Origin of the sequence: Pantoea sp. S61 (genome assembly GCF_016625145.1) — a bacterium.
In the GTDB taxonomy this organism is placed as follows: domain Bacteria; phylum Pseudomonadota; class Gammaproteobacteria; order Enterobacterales; family Enterobacteriaceae; genus Pantoea; species Pantoea rwandensis_B.
The window spans coordinates 97614-117580 of the sequence record NZ_JACVUO010000008.1 but is presented as its reverse complement, the minus strand read 5'-3'; the positions used below and the strand labels follow the sequence as shown (position 1 = coordinate 117580).

Sequence of the window (19967 nt, the reverse complement as noted above, 5' to 3'; positions counted from 1 at the left end):
GAGCAAAATGAGGCGGGTTGGAGGCTTTTATCTTTATGATAGTACAGCATTTGTTTTAAATGTAAGGAAAAGGTTGATTTTTGTCAAGTCTTGGTTAAAACTTAGCGGAGCGCCTATTCTGGCAATGAGCATCAAATATCATTTCCAAACGTAAAACTTATATAACTAACATTCTGGGTTATGTAACTAAATAAAATGGTATATTTACGCCATGAAATCGGACCACTTAAATAATTATAAAGCCGCGCCGAACCGCCAAAGAATTGAATACACAATTTCTTAATTCTGGAGTTGCTCATTATGAATAAGCTCACCCCAATCCTTAACCCGCTAACGCTGCCGAAAGGTGCGGTGCTGAAAAACCGTCTGGTGATGGCCCCGATGACCACCTGTACCGGCTATTTTGACGGCGGTGTCACCAGCGATCTGGTCGAGTATTACCGCGTACGTGCGGGCAGTATCGGTACGGTGATTGTTGAATGCTGCTTTATTGATAATCGTGGCCCTGCTTTCCCTGGCGCGTTGGGTATCGACAGCGACAACAAAATTGCCGGGCTGGCGAAAATCGCCCATGCGATCAAATCGGAAGGTTCAAAAGCCATTCTGCAGATTTACCACGGTGGCCGCATGGTGGAACCGGCGCTGATTGGTGGTAAAACCCCTGTTGCACCGAGCGCTATTGCTGCACCGCGTGACGGTGCCACCAAACCGCAAGCGCTGACCGCCGAAGAAGTCGATGTGATGATCACCAAGTTTGGTGATGCGGTAAACCGCGCGATTAAAGCCGGTTTTGACGGTGTTGAGATCCACGGCGCAAACACCTATCTGATCCAGCAGTTCTACTCCCCTAACTCCAACCAGCGCGACGACAAATGGGGCGGCAGCCGCGATAACCGCGCACGCTTTCCAATGGAAGTGCTGGAGATCACCCATAAAATGGCCGATCGCTTTGCGGCGGCAGATTTCATCATCGGCTATCGTTTCTCACCGGAAGAGCTGGAAGTCCCCGGTATCCGTTGGGATGACACGATGTATCTGCTGGAAAAACTGGCGGCGCGCGGTCTCGATTACGTGCACTTCTCAGTCGGCCAGCTGCTGCGTCCATCCATTGTCGATACCCAAGATCCAACGCCACTGATCACCAAATATCTGGCCGAGCGCTCTGCCACGCTGGCGAAAGTGCCGGTGATTGGTGTGGGCGGTGTGGTGAATAAAGAAGATGCTGAGAATGCGCTGGAGCACGGGTTTGATCTGGTGGCGGTCGGTAAAGCCTGCATCGCCTATCCGGACTGGGCGGATCGCATCATCAAAAATGAACACATGGAACTCTATATCGACAGTACCAAACGTGAGGCGCTGACGATTCCAGAACCGCTGTGGCGCTTCTCGCTGGTGGATGCGATGATCCGCGACGTCAGCGACGGCCATCGCAAATACAAAGCCGGGGTTTACCAGGCGAAAGTCGAAGCCGAAGCGCTGAAACTGAAAATCAACGTGACGCTCGACACGGACCGTATCACCGATATCTCACTGGTGCCGGACCCCAGTCTGGATGTCGATTTCACCAGCACCTTCGAAAGCCTGCGTGAACGCATTCTGGTGGCGAACAGCCCGCACGTCGATGCCATCACCGGCGCCACTACGCAGAGTGAGGCGCTGAAAAAAGCGGTATCCCGCGCACTGACTACGTCAAGCAAAGAGTATGTGATTGAAGAGGGCGGTAACCCGAACGCACCGGTCAATTATGACGTGGTAGTGGTGGGCACGGGCGGTGCCGGTCTGGCGGCGGCGATTCAGGCGCACGATGACGGCGCACGCGTGGTGATCATCGAGAAGATGCCGACCATTGGCGGTAACACCATCAAAGCCTCGGTGGGCATGAACGCCGCCGAAACCCGCTATCAGAAACTCAAAGGCATCGAAGACAGCAAAGAGCTGTTCTACGAAGAGACGCTGAAGGGCGGTAAATTCAAAAACAACCCGGTGCTGCTGCGCGAGTTTGTTGAGCAGGCGCCAGAAGCGATTGAGTGGCTGGCCGCGAAAAATATCGAGCTGTGCGACATCACCATCACCGGTGGTATGAGTATTGACCGCACGCACCGCCCGGAAGACCGTTCTGCCGTCGGTGGCTTCCTGATCAGCGGCCTGGTGAAAAACGTCAACCAGCGTGAAATCGAAGTGCTGCTGGAGACCTCCGTTTCAGAAATCCTGGTGGAAAACGGTGTCGTCACCGGCGTCAAAGTGGTGGATGAGTACAACGACAGCCGCATTCTCAATGCGAAGAGCGTGATCGTTGCCACCGGCGGTTTCAGTGCCAACCGCGAGATGGTGGTGAAATATCGCCCTGAACTGGATGGCTTCGTCACCACCAACCACAAAGGTGCCACCGGTAGCGGTATCGCCATGCTGCAGAAAATTGGCGCGGACACCGTGGACATGGGCGAGATCCAGATTCACCCAACGGTTGAACAGACCACTTCTTATCTGATCTCTGAAGCGATGCGCGGCGGCGGGGCGATTTTGGTCAGCCAGGCCGGTAAGCGTTTCTACAATGAGATGGAAACCCGTGACAAAGTCTCTGCTGAGATCATCGCACTGCCAGAGAAAAGTGCATGGATCGTGTTTGATGAGCAGGTCCGCGCCAACAACAAAGCCGCCGACGAATACATCGCCAAAGGCTTTGTGATTAGTGCACCGACGCCGCACGACCTGGCGGTGAAACTCAACATGGATCAGGAAGCGCTGCAAACCACACTCGGTCGTTACAACGAGTTTGTGGCGAAACAGGATGATGAAGACTTCGGTCGTAAGACGGCGCTGCGTCACCCGCTGAACAAAGGCCCGTACTTCGCCATCCGCATCGCCCCGGGCGTGCACCACACCATGGGCGGTGTCACCATCAACACCGATACCGCGGTGCTGGATGCACAGAAACAGGTGATTCCAGGTGCCTGGGCAGCCGGTGAAGTGGTCGGCGGTATCCACGGTGCTAACCGTATCGGTGGTAACGCGGTGGCGGATATCATCATCTTCGGTATCAAGGCCGGTCACAATGCGGCTAAACTGGCGTTAGGAAACTAATTAACGTTAATTACCCAAAATATTGCGTACCAGAGTAAGGCGTTAGAGTGTGAATTCCGGTGACTGACAAGCGTTGGTCACCGGGTGACATGCACAAGGCACTGGCGCGCAATATGGCGGGTAAACGAGGCTCTATGACCGAAGGCGTCTACTCTTACTCCGCTGTTCTGATGGGTTCTCCCATTCTGCTCAAACTGTTCGACGATAATCCCACCTTAGCCCGTCAGGTCTTTCAACTTATCAAGCAGCAAGAAAATCTGTTCACCGTTAATCGTGCTGAATCCGAAGTGATGTCGATTAACCAGGCGGCGGGTCGCCATGCGGTGCGCGTCAGTGAGGCCGTGTTTCGGCTAATCAGCGTGGCGCATGCCGTCAGTGTGTCGCCCGGCAGCGCGTTTAACTTCACTATCGGCCCGGTGGTGAAACGCTGGAAGATTGGTTTTCAGGGCCATGCCGTCCCTCCCGCTGATGAAATAGCCGCACTGCTGCCATTGACCGATGCGCACCAGGTAATCCTCAATGAGGAAGATCGTTCGGTGTTTCTGCAACAGCCGGGCATGGAGATCGATCTCGGGGCCATCGCCAAAGGTTATATCGCTGATGTGGTGCAGGCGTTTTTGCGCCAGCAGGGCGTGCCGCAGGCGCTGATCAATCTCGGGGGCAATGTGCAGACACTCGGCGCACCGCCGCATGAGCCACAAGGCTGGAGCATTGGCCTGAAAAAGCCGTTTGGACGCGAGGATGAACTGCTGGGCGTATTACAGGTGCAGGGTAAATCGGTGGTGACATCGGGGATTTACGAGCGCTATTTCGAACTGGACGGCAAGTGCTGGCACCATATCTTCGATCCACATACCGGCTATCCGCTGGATAACGAGTTGCTGAGCGTGACGGTGATTTCCGATCGCTCTCTGGATGGTGACATCTACACGACGTTGCTGTACGGCATGGGCGTGGAGCAGGGGCTGGCCTATCTGGCCAACCAGCCCGATCTGGATGCGGTGTTTGTGACGCGCGATCGACAGATCATCTGCTCTTCACCGCGCCACTTCCAGTTCCAGCAGCGCGATTTCGCCTGGCAGCTGCGTTACTGACAGTATTGCTGCAACAGCGAATGGTATTCCGGCTGTAAACGATAGCGATACACCGGACGGCCCGTTGCGCCGTAGTGAATGCTGGTGAACAGAATATTAATCTGTGCCAGCCAGATCAGATATTTACGGCATGACACGCGCGAAATATTCACTTCTGCCGCCAGCTCATCGGTGGAGAACTCATGGCCGGGATGGGCATCAATCCACTGACACAAGGTACGCAGCGTCTGCGGCGTTAAGCCTTTCGGCAAGCGCTTGTTGTCATGCTGCGTTGCCGGGTTGCCATGGATCAACAGATCAACATCAGACTGCTGATAATAGTGCTGATTATCCATTAACGACTTCTTCTGCTGCCAGCTGGTCAGCGCCTCTTCAAAACGCGGGAACTGGAACGGCTTGATCAGATAATCCACCACGCCGTAGTGCAGCGAGGTTTTGATGTTCTCGGCATCGGCAGCGGATGAAATGATGATCACCTCGACCGAACTCTGGGCTTTGCGCAGTTCCGGCAAAAGATCGAGGCCATTCTCCTGCTGCATATAGATATCCAGCAGCACCAAATCAATCGGGGTGTCGCTGTTGAACAGAATCTCTTTGGCTTGCTTCAGGGTTGAAGCGGTTCCACAGCAGTGGAAGCCCTGAACCTGACCGATAAACGAGCGGTTCAGTTCAGCGACCATGGCGTCATCATCGACCACTAACACATTGATCATGCGGATTGGTTTCCTCCATCCCAGGGAAGTTGTACTAAAAATTGGGTAAAGACGCCGGGTTCTGACTCAACGGTCACGCCGCCACCGAGGTTTTCCGTTTGCTGTTTCAGCAGGAACAGGCCCACGCCACGGTTCTCTCCTTTAGTGGAGAACCCTTTATCAAAAATTGTCGCGAGATTGGCCGGCTCAATGCCGGGGCCATCATCACTCACTTCACACGCCAGCCAGCCTTTTTGATAGTGCAGCATCACGTGGATCTCGCCTTCGGTCTGCTCGCTGAGCGCATCAATGGCGTTCTCCACCAGATTACCGACCACAGTGATCAGGGCTGCCATCTGGTCTTCGTTGCTGCTATCCGGCACAAAGCTGGCATCGCTGATGGTCAGGCGATGACCGCAATCCGAGGCGCGATTGATCTTGCTTAGCAGGAAACCGGCAATCACCGGTGACTTGATGCGATCCAGCAAATAGCCAATCTCAGTCTGGTAATTATTGGCGGTTTTCAAAATATACGCTTCCACCTGCGCATAGTTTTTCATGTGCAGCAGGCCGAGGATCACGTGCAGTTTGTTCATGAACTCGTGCGAGCGCTCCCGCAGCGCATCGACGTAGTTTACCATGCCCGTCAGACGCTGCATCAGTCGGCTGATTTCGGTCTTGTCCCTGAAAGTACAGACCGCACCAATAATACGTCCCTGGCTGCGCACCGGCACTGTATTGCACAACAGCAAACGTCCATTCACATTCAGCTCTTCATCACGACGCGCACGGCCGCTGTGCAGCACATCTCGCAGGTGTTGATTGATCACCGAGGCATCATCAATTCCCTCGTTATCGATCATGCCGCTGGACGACGGCTCATTGAGCAGGGTGCGCGCGGCCTGATTCACCAGCGTCACCTGCGCCTGATCGTCCATTGCCACCACGCCTTCTTTAACCGAGTTGAGAATCGCCTGACGCTGCTCAAACAGAGTGGAAATCTCGTAGGGTTCGAGGCCGAATAAGATGCGTTTCAGCACGCGCACCAGCACAAAGGTGCCAATCGCGCCCGCCAGCGTACCAATCAGGATGGTCCAGATAATGCTCCAGCGGCTTTCGTTGATCTGATCGGTGACGGCATCGAGGGAGATACCAATCGCCACTACACCGATCTGCCGATCCTCCGCGTTATACACCGGCGTGAAGACGCGCAGCGCTTTTGCCAGCGAACCTTTGTTCACCGAGACGTTTTCATGGCCGCGCAGGGCAGGCCCGATGTCCTCGCCGATAAAGTGCTTACCGACCAGTTCCGGATTGCGATGAGAATAGCGGATACCGTCCATATTGGTGACGGTAATAAACAGCAGATTGTTGCTCTCTTCCACGGCTTTCGCGATGGGCTGAATATTGGCATTGGCCACCGGCTGCGTCAGCGCCTGCTGAATCTCCGGCGATCTCGCCAGCGTGCGGGCCACCGCCATGGCCTTATCTTCCAGCTGGGCGCGGGTTGAGGCACCAATCTGGAAGAAATAGAACATGTGCACACTCAGCAGCACCAGTACGATCACCGCGCTGAGCATCAGCGTCACCAGTGTGTTGAGTTTCATCGGCCGCTTGCGCGCGGGGATTGCGGGTTGAGGCGTGGTCATCATCGCTCCCTGAAGAGAAGAGGGCGCTATTATGACGGTTAAATGCAAAAAGGTCGTCATAAATGACGACCTTTGATGGCGATGGATGCGGCGTTCAGCCGCCGCATCTCAAGGGCAGAATCAGCCCTGTTTCACGCGATTGGCAAAGCTCTTACGCAGCTTCTGCAATTTCGGTGGGATCACCGCCATGCAGTAACCGTTACGCTGACCGGCGCCATCCCAGTAATCCTGATGATAATCTTCCGCCGGGTACCACTCTTTCAGCGGTTCGATGGTGGTGACCACCGGCACGTTGAGATCGGCTTGCGCACGCGCAATCGCGGCAATCGCTTCGGCTTCCTGCTCTGGGGTCGCCGGGAAGATCGCTGAACGATACTGAGTACCGACATCGTTGCCCTGACGGTTCAACTGTGTTGGATCGTGCGTCGCAAAGCTGATGTCCAGCAGATCGCCGTATTTCACCTGCTCGGGATCGAAGCCGACGCGGATCGCTTCAGCATGGCCGGTGGCACCGCTGCACACCTGCTCATAGGTTGGGTTCGGGCGCTCCCCACCGGTATACCCACTTTCGACTGACTCCACGCCAATCACATCTTTGAACACTGCTTCGGTACACCAGAAACAGCCACCGGCGATCACCGCATATTCGGTTGCCATTGTTATTACTCCTGTCAGGTCGAAAGCGTTACTGTGAGGGCGCTCGAAGGCGAATTCAAGCCGCTTAAATTAACATTTCTGGCTTAAAATCATGGTGCTTGTCGAGCACGCTATGACTCATAACGGTAAAACGTCCTTCGCCAGTGTAGTGCAGCGTCGGCGGAAATTCCGGTTTATCGGCCACGTGCGCTTTGACGATTTCGAAAATAAAGAAGCTGTAGTTATTCACCATCGAGTCGTCATACAGCTGACACTCAAAGCTGGCGAAGCACTCATCGATCAGCGGCGCATTCACCACTTTTGCCGGTTCTGGCGTGAGGTGAAAGGCATCGAACTTATCGAGACGATCGCCATGGCAGTTCCCAATCGCCACCACGCTATCCACCCAATCCGCCGAGGGGATGTTCATCACGCACTGTCCGCTTTGCCGAATCAGCTCATGGCTGTAGTTGCCGTTGGCGATCATGCATCCCACCAGTGACGGCGAGAACTCCAGAATGGTGTGCCAGCCGAGCGCCATGATGTCGTGGTGATCTTCAAATTGAGAGCTCAGCAACACCACCGGACCAGGTTCCAGATACTTCCGCGCCTTGCTGACCGGAAAGTCGATTTTATGCAGGCGTTGACTCATCATGCGTCTCCTTATTTTTGCAGAGATAACGTAAGTGTAGATGCCAGGCTTTACTGGACCGGCATTTAACGGCATGGTAGAGCGTCATTTTATCTGGAGCTGGTCGATGGAATCTGCGTCTGTGTCCACATCTCGTCCTGTTTTGCATCTGCTGTGCGGCAAAATCGCTGCCGGAAAATCAACGCTGGCACATCAACTGGCCCAACAGACCGGTGCGGTGATTATCAGCGAAGACGCCTGGCTGGCGCATCTGTTCGCCGAAGAGATGCAGGATGTTGCGGACTACGTGCGCTGTGCGGGCAAGTTGCGTAATGCGATGACGCCACACCTGATCGCACTGTTACAGCGCGGTGTGTCAGTGGTGCTGGATTTCCCGGCGAATACCGTCGGCCAACGTCAGTGGATGAAGGCGGTGATCCAGAGTGCACAGGCGGAGCATCAACTGCACTTTATCGATGTGCCCGATGCGCTGTGCAAGAGCCGTTTGCATGCGCGTAATGCAGAAGGTGAGCATGACTTCGCGGCGACCGATGCGCAGTTCGAGGTGATCAGCAGCTACTTCGTCGCACCGCATGCGGATGAAGGATTTAATGTGGTGGTGCACGGTTAAGATGAGGATGGCTGGATTGATATTTGTGCCAGTCATCTTGTAACAACCCCTTCAAAAATTTCCGGCTATTTGTTGAGTTGATTAATAATTCTTTTGAGGGTGTTATAGGGGCCTTCAGGCATGATGACATTGCCATCGTTGCGTATATAAATGCGCTGAAATTTGAATCTTCGGTATTTCGCTATCTGAAGCTCATCATCATCTTGTTCAGTTTGCTGGTAATGGTACGTCTCCAGAACTGAATTAAGTCGCTTAAGCGAAGAGCTGACTTAATCCTCGGCCACGTAATATGGGTAAACCAAAAGCTTGCTGCAAGCCCGCGTAGCATACCGGTAAAGGCACCGGTGATATTGCCATGAGTTAATTGGGGTAATAGCCATTTCATCACGGCTGAAAAGCATAGCCCGGTGAGAATGAAAAAACGATCCTGAAGCTATCTTTTTGCCATTGCTTTAATCAGGCTAAGGCGGTGAAGCGGTATAATGTTGGTAAGCCAGCAACGATGCGGATTGGTGGGGAAGTTCCGCTATAAGAGAACAGCGGAAGTCACTAAAGTTCTTTCACGATGCCTCGCACTATTTATTCATACACAATTAAATGTGAACTGCGAATGACTCTGACGCCGAATATGATCCATGCATAATCAGGAATAAACGTCTTCAGGTTGGTTGATAGATCGACATTCCAGACACTACTCTCTGCTGGCCAGATATTGGGATGTATTTAATGAGTAACCAATTGATAACCTGAAGGTGGGGCTGATTTTTTTTGCTACATTTAAACTATTCATAACACCGCTGGATGAAAGGATACTCAGGCTTAGGTCACACCCTTACACATCGCTGTTAAGTTAAGTCACCTCCGCAGAGGCTGAAGCATCATATATTCCATTCACGTGAGCCAAATTCGCATGAGTAAAAAAAATCATCGCACAGTACCAGGTGTACACCCCTATGATGGACCGGCAGGTGGTTGGGGAGCACTTAAGGCAACCGCAATTGCCGTTAAAAACCAAATGGATACCTTAAAAGCGCCGCCCACTCTAATGCGCACTAATCAGCCCGAAGGGTTTGATTGCCCCGGCTGTGCCTGGCCGGATAAGGACCATGGCTCAACCTTCCAGTTCTGTGAAAATGGTGCTAAGGCGGTCACGTGGGAAGCGACTACCAAGCGCGTTACGCCAGCGTTTCTTGCCGAAAATACCGTAACGTCGCTACTGCAGCGTTCCGATTATGAGCTGGAGGGATACGGCAGGTTAACCACGCCGCTGCGCTATGATGCGGCAAGCGATACCTTCATCGAAGTCAGCTGGGAAGAGGCTTTTACGCACATTGCCAATAAGTTGGCAGTTCTGCAGCCTGATGAAGTTGAGTTCTACACCTCCGGTCGCGCATCAAACGAGGCGGCCTATTTGTTCCAGCTGTTTGCCAGGGAGTATGGCACCAACAATTTTCCCGATTGTTCAAATATGTGCCACGAGGCAACTAGCGTAGGTTTACCTCAGTCGATTGGGATCGGTAAGGGCACGGTGTCACTGGACGACTTCGATAGTGCAGAGCTTATTCTTTCTATGGGCCATAACCCAGGAACAAATCATCCGCGAATGATGGGGACGCTGCACGAGCTGGCGCGCCGTAACGTACCGATTATCGTGTTTAATCCGCTGCGCGAACGCGCGCTTGAACGCTTTGCCGATCCGCAGAATGTCCTGGAGATGGCGACCAACAGCTCAACCGACATTGCGTCAACATATTATTTAGTCCGCGCCGGTGGCGATTCGGCTGCGCTTAAGGGCATTGCCAAAGCGGTGCTGGCGATTGAGGCTGAAACCGGTACAGCACTTGATCATAAGTTTATCCGCGATCACACGGAAGGGTTTGAGCGCTTCGCGGAGGACATTGAAGCCACATGCTGGGTATCCATCGAGCAAGACTCTGGCCTGAAGCAGGCGGATCTGAGGCGCGTTGCTGAAGCTTACGTCAAATCGAATGCCACTATCCTGACATATGGTATGGGCATTACACAGCACAACCGTGGTACAGATAATGTGCGCCTGTTAGTCAATCTGCTGCTAATGCGAGGCAACATAGGCAAGCCCGGTGCAGGCGTGTGTCCGTTACGAGGCCACTCCAACGTGCAGGGTAACCGCACCGTGGGAATTACTGAGAAACCGTCGTCCGATTTTCTCAATAAGCTGGAAAAGGTTTTTGGATTTACACCACCGTCGCATCATGGTCATGATGCGGTGCAGGCGATGAAAGCGATAGTCGATAATCAAGCGAAGGCGCTCATTTGCCTGGGAGGAAATTTTGCCGTAGCGCTGCCCGATTCAGACGTTACCTTCCCGGCGATGCGTGAACTTGAGCTAAGTGTTCATATCGCAACTAAGTTGAACCGCACTCATCTTCTGACTGGGAAAGAGACACTATTGCTGCCGTGCCTCGGCCGCACCGAACGGGATGAGCAGTCTGGGCATCGCCAGTCGGTCACTGTTGAAGATTCCATGTCGATGGTACACGCCTCCTCCGGAAAGTTGAAGCCAGCGTCGCCACTGCTGCGTTCTGAGCCGGCCATTGTTGCCGGGATGGCCATTGCGGCTCTCCCGCGAACGCGGGTTAACTGGAACGAGTTGATTGCCGATTACGATCACATCCGCGACTTGATCGAAAAAACCATTCCCGGATTCGATGATTACAACGCCCGCATTCGCGAACCCGGTGGGTTTCAAATGCCACTACCACCGCGTGATCGCATCTGGCCGACCTCAAGCGGTAAAGCGATGTTTTCGCTTTTTCAAGGCACGCATGAGGACTTGTCAGTGCCGGGCGACGACGTGCTACGTCTGATAACGCTTCGCAGTCACGATCAATACAATACGACGATATACGCAATGGATGATCGCTACCGCGGAGTATTTGGCCGCCGTGACGTACTGTTTATGTGTGACTTTGATCTTGAACGTCTGGGGCTTGAGCACGGGGATGTTGTGGATCTGGAATCAGCAGTGCCAGGATACCGTATGCGTCTGGAATCCATGACGGTAATTCGCTATGCCATCTCACCGGGATCGATTGGTGCCTACTATCCGGAGGCTAACGTTCTGATCCCTCTGGATTACATCGACAGGGAGAGCGGTACGCCGTCGTATAAATCTGCTCCAGTTCGTATCACGCTGCGGTCACGCGACGTTGTCACTCCGCAGGCCGTAGCATCCCAATAAAGTAAAAATGAGGCAGGCTTGCCTGCCTTTTTATTGCTATAACCGTGGCTAAAGGGCGCTACTCTGAAACGTTCGAGGTCTGGTATGAGCGAGCAACCAACATTTACTGATAACGACCAAATATTCTCATCATTTAGAACATCACTTTAGAAGCGAACACCATACCTTGTTGTCTCGGTGGCGATTCCTCTTTTTACCTACTGTGCTCCCCATGTCACTGTCGCTTGCAACTCGCTTTTTATTTTGTATTATTAAGTACAAAAATAAACAGCGAGTAAAAACTATGGTTTCTGTAACACGCGGGCGACCGCCGAAATACTCAAGAGATGATGCGCTCAACAAGGCCATGCACGTGTTCTGGCGCAACAGCTACGAAGGCACTTCACTGGATGATCTCAGCAAAGCGACAGGGATGAATCGTCCCAGTTTGTATAACGCCTTTGGTGATAAAGAGTGTCTTTTCTGGTCTGCGGTTGAATGGTATCTCACCCATGAAGGCAGCCTGACGCAACATTGGCTGGCAAGCGATGGGCCTGTTGCAGAAACGTTCAGCAAACTGCTGAACGGTTACATCGAGCTTTTCAGCCAGCCGGATTCCGGGCGAGGATGCATGGTTGTTCTGGGAGCCATTAACTGCCGCCCGGAACATCAACATCTGTCCGACAAACTGAGTGCGCTGCGCCGTAGTACGCACGCGCAGGCTACAGCATTTCTACAAAGAGCAGCGGCACGCGGCGAGTTGAAAGCCGAAGCCCATCCAGAAGCCCTGGCTGAGTTTTTTATGGCGATTTTTAACGGGTTGTCAATACAGGCTCGTGACGGCAGCACACCGGAGCAAATGCATCATATTGTCGAGCAGGCTTCGCGCCTGTTCGAAAGCTGGACAGATAACACGAGTAAACATCATGATTGACACATTATTTCCAGGCTTTGAAGAGTGTTTCATTGAGCATCCGAAAGGTCGTTTTTATGCACGTATCGGCGGCGCCAATACCTCTCCTGCCTTGGTTCTGTTGCATGGTTTTCCAGAAACGCATGCTTCATGGCACCACATTGCGCCAGCCCTGGCGCAATCACACCGTGTGATCTGCCTCGATTTGAAAGGCTATGGTCGCTCCTGCGTATTACCTGGCGATGCGGCGCATGAGGAGTATGCAAAACGCACGATGGCTCAGGAAGTGGTAGAGGTAATGGCGACACTGGGGCATCAACGCTTTAGCGTCGCAGGGCACGATCGCGGCGCGTTAATCGCCTATCGCATCGCCCTGAACTGGCCGGAGAAAGTCGCAAAACTGGTACTGCTCGATAATCTGCCGGTATCAAAGGTATGGGAGATAATGGATGATAATCCACTTGCCACACCCCACTGGCGCACTTTCGCTCTGCCGGTTGGCGCTCCGGAGCAATGCATGACGCAGACGCACCTTGAGGAAATATTGCGCGTGCATACGGCCGATGGTTCCCTGAACTGTTTTACGAATGAAGTACTGGAAGATTTCCGCCGTAGCTGGCGCGAGCCGGAACGTGTACATGCCTTTTGCGAAGATTACCGCGCCGGGGCCTGGCAGGATGTAGAAGATGATCGCCGTGATTTAGCCGCCGGGAAAACCATCATTGCACCTACCCTGGTGCTATGGGGGGAAGTTTTCCTTGGCAGACTCGCCGAATCCCCGCTGGCAAGCTGGCAGAGTACTTTTATTCCTCATGCGCAGGGAGTGGAAGTCGCCGGCGGCCACTTCAATGCGGAAGAAAATCCGCAGGAAACGCTGCGTGCTTTACAGGCATTTCTTTGCTAAACCCGTAAATGATCTCCGAAACAATGCCGGAGATCTGACTGCTACCTTCCGGCAGGGGCTGAAAAGTATCCCTGCAACAGCGAGGGTATTTTCTCTGCCGTAGCTATCGCACTTTCCTGCGGCAATAGCACGGCAGGTTTAAAACGAGCGCAATCCTGGTTTGACATGCCAGGCTACCTACTAGTAGATTGACTGTAAGCGTTCGCGTAATTTTGAAGGTTATCCCGTTATCGCACGCGAAAGGTGATGGGATGAGCATTAACTCCAACTACTGCCATGTTGAGTATATTCATGCACAAATGTTCTCTTACAGTCAGTCAGACAATAGTGCGCCTGGCGCTTATTGCTGTGATCCCTCTGCTGCTGATTGCCCTGTTCCTGTGGGCTGGCGGATGGCTGGAGACCAGCCGGCTGACATCGGACAAACTGGTGGCGACTTTAGAAAAATCTGGCGGTCACCATCCGGGCTATCGCCGCAATCATGCTAAAGGCGTCTGTATCCTGGGTGATTTTGCTGCTAACGGTAACGCCAGTTTCCTTTCACGTGCGGCGCTGTTCGCACCGGGCGACACGGCTGTGACAGGCCGTTTCGCTATCGCGGGCGGCAATCCAAATGCGCCTGATTATGCGGTACCGGTACGCAGTATGGCGCTGGCGTTTTATCAGAAAAACGGAGAGCAGTGGCGTACCGGTATGAATGCGATGCCGTTTTTCCCGGTGCAAAGCATACAGGGATTTTACGATCTTCAGATAGCCTCGCTGCCGGACGCACAAACCGGTAAACGCGACCCTGCCAGAATGCAGGCTTTTGTACGGCAGCATCCGGAGATAAAACCTTTCTTCGCCTGGGCAAAGCAATATGTGCCTTCTTCGGGCTGGACCCGCGATCGCTTTAACAGCCTGAACGCATTTAATTTTATTGATCCAGAAGGACACGCACATCTGGTGCGCTGGAGTATGGTGCCGCACGCTGACTATCAGCCGCTGGATGAAAAAGAGAAAGAAAACACTGATTTCCTGCAGCGCGACCTTCAGCAGCGGCTGGCGCAGGGGCCACAGAAATGGGATCTGATTATCACCGTCGCGGGTCCGCATGATAAAAGCAATGACGCATCAATTGACTGGCCAGCCGATCGTCAGAAGATCAATGCCGGCACGCTGACCATTAACAAAATGACACCACAGCAGCAGGGCGCCTGTAATGACATTAATTTTGACCCGCTGATTTTACCGGATGGCATTACTGCATCGGATGACCCGCTTCTGAATGCCCGATCATCTGCTTACGCCAAATCTTACAACGCACGCACTCATGAACAGGCGGAAACTCACTGATGAAACAGCATAATAGTTTTCACCCGGCACTGCGGGTCATCCACTGGCTGATGGCGGCGGCGATGATGGCCATGTTGTTTATTGGCGTCGCGATGGTTTCTACGGTTTCGTCCTTGCACGGCCTGCTGGTTGCGATCCATAAGCCGCTGGGCCTGATGATTTTAGTTCTGGTCATCGTGCGGATCTGGCTGCGGTTCACCACCGCGACGCCTGCACTTCCGGCCACGCTGCCGGGCTGGCAGAAAGCATTAGCGCACCTCTCCCATTGGGCGCTGTATGCCATGATGCTGGCTCAGCCTCTGCTCGGCTGGGCGATGCTGTCGGCGGCGGGCTATCCAGTCACGCTGGGTCATCTGGTGCTGCCGCCCATTATTCCGGTCAGCAACGACACCTGGGCGCTGCTGCGGCCGCTTCACAGCTGGGTAGCACTGGCGCTGTTCGTGACTGTCCTTTTACATCTTGCCGCCGCGCTGTTTCACGCGTTGATTTTACGCGATGGAGTATTCGCCAGTATGACGGGTATTCGTAAACGCCCCACGCCAGGCGCGCTTGATAACCCGGCTGACGGTCAGTAGGTTCAGGGCCGTTTTGAGATTTGCCGCGATTTTATTTTTGCTGCCGGAGCCTGGATGAGTACAGAACGTTCACAGAAAGCCGAAGAAATTATGCACCATACCCGGGAACTGCTCACCGCCGGTGGATATAACAGCTTCAGCTATGCCGATTTAGCGGAACGGGTTCAGATTCGCAAGTCCAGTATTCATCACCATTTCCCCGGTAAAGCGGATTTGGTTCAGGCGGTCGTCAGTGACTATCGTCAGCAGGCACAGGCAGGAATGGCGGCCACCAGTCAGCGCTTCGCCGGGGATGCGCTGGGTGAAATTAACAGCTATGTGAACTTCTGGGCGACCTGCATAAAAGAGAACAATTCCCCTTTCTGTATTTGTGTGACGCTGGCTGTCGAATTACCGGTCTTGCCCAAAGAAGTGGCTCAGGAAGTCAGTGGTCATTTTGCCGATCTCACGGACTGGCTCACTGGCGTGCTGGGTAGAGGTGAGAAGAGCGGCATATTTACCCTGCGGGAAAGCACAGCCGCTGAGGCTAAATCGCTTATGGCGACGGTACATGGTGCCATTATCTCTGCGCGTGCTTTTAATAACGCTGACGTATTTTTAGAAATTGTGAAACCGGCCATCGGAAGATTGGTGAAATCCCGCTGAGTCAATGCAGATAAGGTGTTATCTCGCGGATTTTAAAGGCGGTCTGACCGGTTTTATTCCGTCAGCAGCCTGACGCGCTGGCTTATTAAAACGCGAAACAGCAGGGCAGTTACGGCGAACGGATTTCGTGACGATCACAATGAGCGATTAAACGCCTCTGATGAAAGAGGGAACGGTTAGCTGGTGTGATCGTCACTTTTATACCTACCTTCTAATAGGTCGTTTTATCGGTGTTTGTACGGTAAGGATTTAAGTTCGCTTCACGAAAGTTAACGATTAAGGAAATACCCTATTGAAGGCTATTTCACTGCACCCTTACTCAGACGGAGAGGTTACAGATGACGACTATTCGAGCCCTGCCTTCCATGGCAGATTTTGCAGCATTGAATACTGCAAGGATGAACGATCGGTTCCCCGATCCCATTGCCTCTGGTTTTCAGTCTCAGTTGCAGATGCAGGTCCGGCTTTCGCGCTCTGAAGCCTTAAAGGAGCCCGTCGTGCATAAACAGCCTGTCACTGTACCTCCACGCCGGGCAGATATTGACTCGATGCTCGCACAACTGATCGCCAGCAAAAAACTGTTATTACAGCCAGCCCGAACAGTTTCAGTTTCTGCAAAAGCCATCAGGGAAACTTTGACCGAATACAACCTGACTGATAACGCCTTCAGTGAAGCCTCTGACGTCAATAATAGTGAGTCGGTTCAGCAGGCCGATTCGGGATTATGTGAAAAAATAAACAGAAAACATCCTGAATTAAGATGTGATTCCTGCTGTTATTCGCTGGTTTCAGATCCTCCCGTTGCCTACCCGCAACCTTTACCGGCAGTGGCTATGGCACCATCAACTCTTTATATCTGGATCGCACCTGAATTTGTCCGGGCGCCGGTGCCTTTTTACCGCGGCCATCCATTGCGTATACGCCGGCTTCGTCAGTTAAACCAGACGGGTTATCGCCAGGCGGGCCGTTGCTGAAACTAAGGGCAGTCATTAAATCAGAGAATAGACTTTTAACGATGGCTTTAACGGGCGGGTCATCCTGTTAATTCAGGGGCTATTTCCTTGAATAAAATTTCCGGAAATACATTTCCCGGCAAATTTAGTGCCTGTTTATTTTACCATCCAACGAGATGAATATCTTATTAAATCAGCTGATTACTATCATCTGAATGGTCTTTAATAATCAATATATACCTGGAGAGTCATCATGCAAACCAACACATCACTATCTGCCAATGCTCAGAATCAATGGCTTCACTCTTACTACTATATTCGTGCGGCGGGATCGCTTATCTGGATTGCCCTTGCGGTACTGATAGGCAAAAACAATCCTGCTATTGGTGCTGTTCTGCTTGTTCTCTATCCGGCATGGGATGCTATTGCGAATTATTTAGATGCCAGTAAATCCGGCGGATTATCAGTTAATCCCCCTCAGAAATTTAACTTTATCGTCAGTCTTATTGTCGCCGCCGCTATTATCTGGGCGCTTTCTATCAGTATGAATGCCACCATTAAAGTCTTTGGGCTGTGGGCCATATTTTCAGGTGTACTGCAGCTCTCGGCGTCCATTCGTCGCTGGAAACAGGCTAATGGACAGTGGGCGATGATTTTAAGCGGCGCGCAATCTGCACTAGCGGGTGTCTTTATGTTTAAACAGGCGAGCAGTGATATGGCTCTGGATGTGACCACGGTTGCACCTTACGCGGCTTTTGGCGTCTTCTATTTCCTGATTTCGGCCATTACCCTGACGATTAGAAAGAGTCGTGGAAATAAGGCTCACTGCTGAACCATAAAACCGGCGGTTTAACCGTCACTCATTATCGGGCGGCTAATCGCATTTCGCCCTCAGCCAGCCCCACTTCTAAATCAGGTTAATGTCAGAGGTGAACCGATGTATTCCCATGATCATCAGGCAGATCTCTTATCGTATCGGCTGACGATTGATAATCTCGATGCTGCGCTTATTCATATCCTTGCAGAACGTTTCCGCTGCACGCATAAAGTGGGTGAGCTCAAAGCCGCACATCATCTGCCTGACATCGACAAAGGTAGAGAGGCCCAGCAGTTCAACCGATTCAGAGAAATCGGGCAGAGTGCAGGTCTTGACGCAAATTTTGTGGAAGGGTTTATGCGTACAATTATTGATGAGGCGGTCCGCAGGCACGGGGAGGTGAAAGCATCTCTCAGGATCAGACCTGCCTGAGAACCGGCGACCTGAGCGTCATGACGCTCAGGTCAGCATCCTGTCTGCAATATCCAGCAGGGCGCGCAGGCGGTCCATATGACGCAGATCCTGATGGTAACCGACCCAGATATCCCGTGAAGGTGGAAAATCCGGCGTTGCTATGCGCTGCAGGCCGGGTGTGGTATCGCCCAGCGGTTGAGGCAGTACGGCGATGCCCATTCCCTGCAGGCACATCTGTGCCTGCACGGCACGGCTTGTGCTTTTAAAGGCGGGTCGTGACTGCGGAAACCTCTCCAGCAACCAGGCGACGTCAGGAAAGTGTGACTGTCCGGTATTCATCAGGATCAAGCCTACCGATGAGGGCGCTGTCAGCAGCGCTTGTGCCGTTTCTGGCGTCCCGTAAAGCGCGTAGGGCACACTCATCAGGCGGCGCTGGACGATATCCGGATCGGTGAAGGGAACGATGCGAAACGCGACGTCGGCATCACGGCGCGACAGATCGAGCAGGCGGAAACTGGCAATCACCTCTGGCACAATTGCCGGATGACGGCGCGTCAGTTCACTCAGCACGGGCGCCAGCACAGTGTTAGTCAACCATTCTGCGGCGGATATGCGCAGTATTCCTTCAAGACGGTCGTGATTACCCGCCAGACGCCGCTCCAATGCCAGCGCGGAATTTTCCATTGCCTCTGCCAGTTTCATGACGCCGTCACCGGCATCGGTCAATACCAGCCCCTCTTTTGTGCGGCGGAACAGCGCCTGCTGCGCCTCATCCTCCAGTGCTTTGATACGGCGTCCGACCGTCGGATGACTTACGCCCAGACTCAACGCCGCCTTGCCGAACGAGCCGTTACGGATGACGGCAAGAAAGACCTGAACATCTCCCCACTCCATACGCTGAACCTACTGTTCAAAAATGAACGTCCAATATACAAAAGTGTCAGTTCTCAAACAACTTTGCAGGTATCACCATAGGTTCTTTCACTCCGCCGCCTCAGACGGCCCTTACAGGAAGCGAAAGTATGAACAGACTCCAGGGCAAAGTTGCCCTCGTTACCGGTGGTTCAAAAGGTATAGGCGCAGGCATAGCCCGCCAGCTGGCGGCTGACGGTGCAGACGTTGTCGTCAATTACGTCTCAGACAGAAACGGGGCAGATAAGGTGGTTGCGGCGATTGAAGCCGCTGGCGGAAAGGCAATGGCCGTCGCGGCGGATGTCACCCGCCAGTCAGAGGTTGAGTCACTCATTAATAACACCCTCGAACTTTTCGGACGGCTGGACATTGTGGTGAACAACGCCGGGGTTTATCAGTTTGCCCGCATCGAGGAAAGCACCGAGGCGCTCTACCGCAGGCAATTCGATATTAATGTTCTGGGCCCGTTACTGGTCAGCGCCGCAGCCGTGCCGCACCTGGGTAAAGGCAGCAGCATCATCAACATCAGTTCGTTCGTCACCCGTGTTTTTCTTGCTGACAGCGCCATCTATAGCGGGGCCAAAGGCGCGATCGACGCCATTACCGGTGTGCTTTCCAAAGAGCTGGGTCCCCGGCAAATCCGCGTCAATGCGGTCAATCCCGGCCTAATCGAAACCGAAGGAAGCCATAGCGCAGGTGCGATGCACTCAGATTTCCAGAGATGGAATGAGGAGCAGACGCCGCTCGGCCGCATCGGGCAGGTGAAGGATGTTGCAACGATCGTCTCCTTTCTCGCCTCAGACGAGGCGGCATGGATCAGCGGCGAGGTGATCCTCGCCTCCGGCGGCATGCGCTGACCGGTTCGGCGTGACGTTTCAGCGAGGCG

18 protein-coding genes are annotated in these 19967 nt (G+C 53.2%); 13 read left to right on the top strand and 5 right to left on the bottom strand.

The window, feature by feature from the left end; translation table 11 throughout:
- Positions 1–300 precede the first annotated feature (300 nt).
- Both IAE30_RS16425 and IAE30_RS16420 read left to right on the top strand, forming a co-directional pair.
- Positions 301–3081, top strand: a complete 2781-nt coding sequence (locus tag IAE30_RS16425; protein ID WP_200680409.1) for a flavocytochrome c — start codon at positions 301–303, stop codon at positions 3079–3081.
- Positions 3082–3215: 134 nt separating this feature from the next.
- A complete protein-coding gene (locus IAE30_RS16420) occupies positions 3216–4175 on the top strand; it encodes an FAD:protein FMN transferase (RefSeq protein ID WP_200680453.1) in 960 nt (319 codons plus the stop codon).
- On the opposite strand, the gene dcuR is transcribed toward IAE30_RS16420, so the two are convergent.
- The 4 genes from dcuR to IAE30_RS16400 all read right to left on the bottom strand — a co-directional run bounded on the left by dcuR (position 4169) and on the right by IAE30_RS16400 (position 7804).
- A complete protein-coding gene (dcuR, locus tag IAE30_RS16415; protein WP_045813914.1) occupies positions 4169–4888 on the bottom strand; it encodes a two-component system response regulator DcuR in 720 nt (239 codons plus the stop codon). The genes IAE30_RS16420 and dcuR overlap by 7 nt on opposite strands.
- Positions 4885–6516, bottom strand: coding sequence for a sensor histidine kinase (locus IAE30_RS16410; RefSeq protein WP_200680452.1), 1632 nt, complete (start codon positions 6514–6516; stop codon positions 4885–4887). The genes dcuR and IAE30_RS16410 overlap by 4 nt, the downstream gene beginning before the upstream one ends.
- 120 nt (positions 6517–6636) lie before the next feature.
- Positions 6637–7173 carry a peptide-methionine (S)-S-oxide reductase MsrA gene (msrA, locus tag IAE30_RS16405; protein WP_038647471.1) on the bottom strand — a complete coding sequence of 179 codons (537 nt, stop codon included), beginning with the start codon at positions 7171–7173 and terminating at the stop codon, positions 6637–6639.
- Between the two features lie 64 nt (positions 7174–7237).
- Positions 7238–7804, bottom strand: a complete 567-nt coding sequence (locus IAE30_RS16400) for a flavin reductase family protein (protein ID WP_045834252.1) — start codon at positions 7802–7804, stop codon at positions 7238–7240.
- A gap of 106 nt (positions 7805–7910) precedes the next feature.
- Here IAE30_RS16400 and IAE30_RS16395 point away from each other — a divergent pair, with 106 nt between their 5' ends.
- From IAE30_RS16395 to IAE30_RS16350, 10 genes are all read left to right on the top strand, one after another.
- A complete protein-coding gene (locus IAE30_RS16395; protein WP_038647467.1) occupies positions 7911–8414 on the top strand; it encodes an ATP-binding protein in 504 nt (167 codons plus the stop codon).
- Between the two features lie 910 nt (positions 8415–9324).
- Complete coding sequence (locus tag IAE30_RS16390) at positions 9325–11634, top strand: FdhF/YdeP family oxidoreductase (RefSeq protein WP_200680407.1); 2310 nt, start codon at positions 9325–9327, stop codon at positions 11632–11634.
- Positions 11635–11845: 211 nt separating this feature from the next.
- Positions 11846–12547 carry a TetR/AcrR family transcriptional regulator gene (locus IAE30_RS16385; protein ID WP_200680405.1) on the top strand — a complete coding sequence of 234 codons (702 nt, stop codon included), beginning with the start codon at positions 11846–11848 and terminating at the stop codon, positions 12545–12547.
- Positions 12540–13430 (top strand): alpha/beta fold hydrolase, encoded by an 891-nt coding sequence (locus IAE30_RS16380; protein ID WP_200680403.1) that lies wholly within the window; start codon positions 12540–12542, stop codon positions 13428–13430. The genes IAE30_RS16385 and IAE30_RS16380 overlap by 8 nt, the downstream gene beginning before the upstream one ends.
- A gap of 291 nt (positions 13431–13721) precedes the next feature.
- Positions 13722–14765 carry a catalase family peroxidase gene (locus tag IAE30_RS16375; RefSeq protein ID WP_200680401.1) on the top strand — a complete coding sequence of 348 codons (1044 nt, stop codon included), beginning with the start codon at positions 13722–13724 and terminating at the stop codon, positions 14763–14765.
- Complete coding sequence (locus tag IAE30_RS16370; protein WP_200680400.1) at positions 14765–15340, top strand: cytochrome b; 576 nt, start codon at positions 14765–14767, stop codon at positions 15338–15340. Before IAE30_RS16375 ends, IAE30_RS16370 begins: the two co-directional genes overlap by 1 nt.
- Before the next feature lie 54 nt (positions 15341–15394).
- Positions 15395–15985: a TetR/AcrR family transcriptional regulator gene (locus tag IAE30_RS16365; RefSeq protein WP_200680399.1), complete on the top strand. Its 591-nt coding sequence runs from the start codon at positions 15395–15397 to the stop codon at positions 15983–15985.
- 338 nt (positions 15986–16323) lie between these two features.
- A complete protein-coding gene (locus IAE30_RS16360; RefSeq protein ID WP_200680398.1) occupies positions 16324–16959 on the top strand; it encodes a hypothetical protein in 636 nt (211 codons plus the stop codon).
- Positions 16960–17191: 232 nt separating this feature from the next.
- Positions 17192–17770 (top strand): DUF308 domain-containing protein, encoded by a 579-nt coding sequence (locus IAE30_RS16355; protein WP_200680397.1) that lies wholly within the window; start codon positions 17192–17194, stop codon positions 17768–17770.
- A 105-nt stretch (positions 17771–17875) separates the two neighbouring features.
- On the top strand, positions 17876–18187 hold the full coding sequence (locus IAE30_RS16350) for a chorismate mutase (protein WP_200680396.1): 312 nt from the start codon (positions 17876–17878) through the stop codon (positions 18185–18187).
- A 27-nt stretch (positions 18188–18214) separates the two neighbouring features.
- Here the strand turns inward: IAE30_RS16350 and IAE30_RS16345 are convergent, their stop codons facing one another.
- Positions 18215–19063 (bottom strand): LysR family transcriptional regulator, encoded by an 849-nt coding sequence (locus IAE30_RS16345; protein ID WP_200680395.1) that lies wholly within the window; start codon positions 19061–19063, stop codon positions 18215–18217.
- Between the two features lie 128 nt (positions 19064–19191).
- Between IAE30_RS16345 and IAE30_RS16340 the strand changes: the two genes are divergently transcribed.
- A complete protein-coding gene (locus IAE30_RS16340; protein ID WP_200680394.1) occupies positions 19192–19938 on the top strand; it encodes a glucose 1-dehydrogenase in 747 nt (248 codons plus the stop codon).
- Positions 19939–19967: the final 29 nt, after the last annotated feature.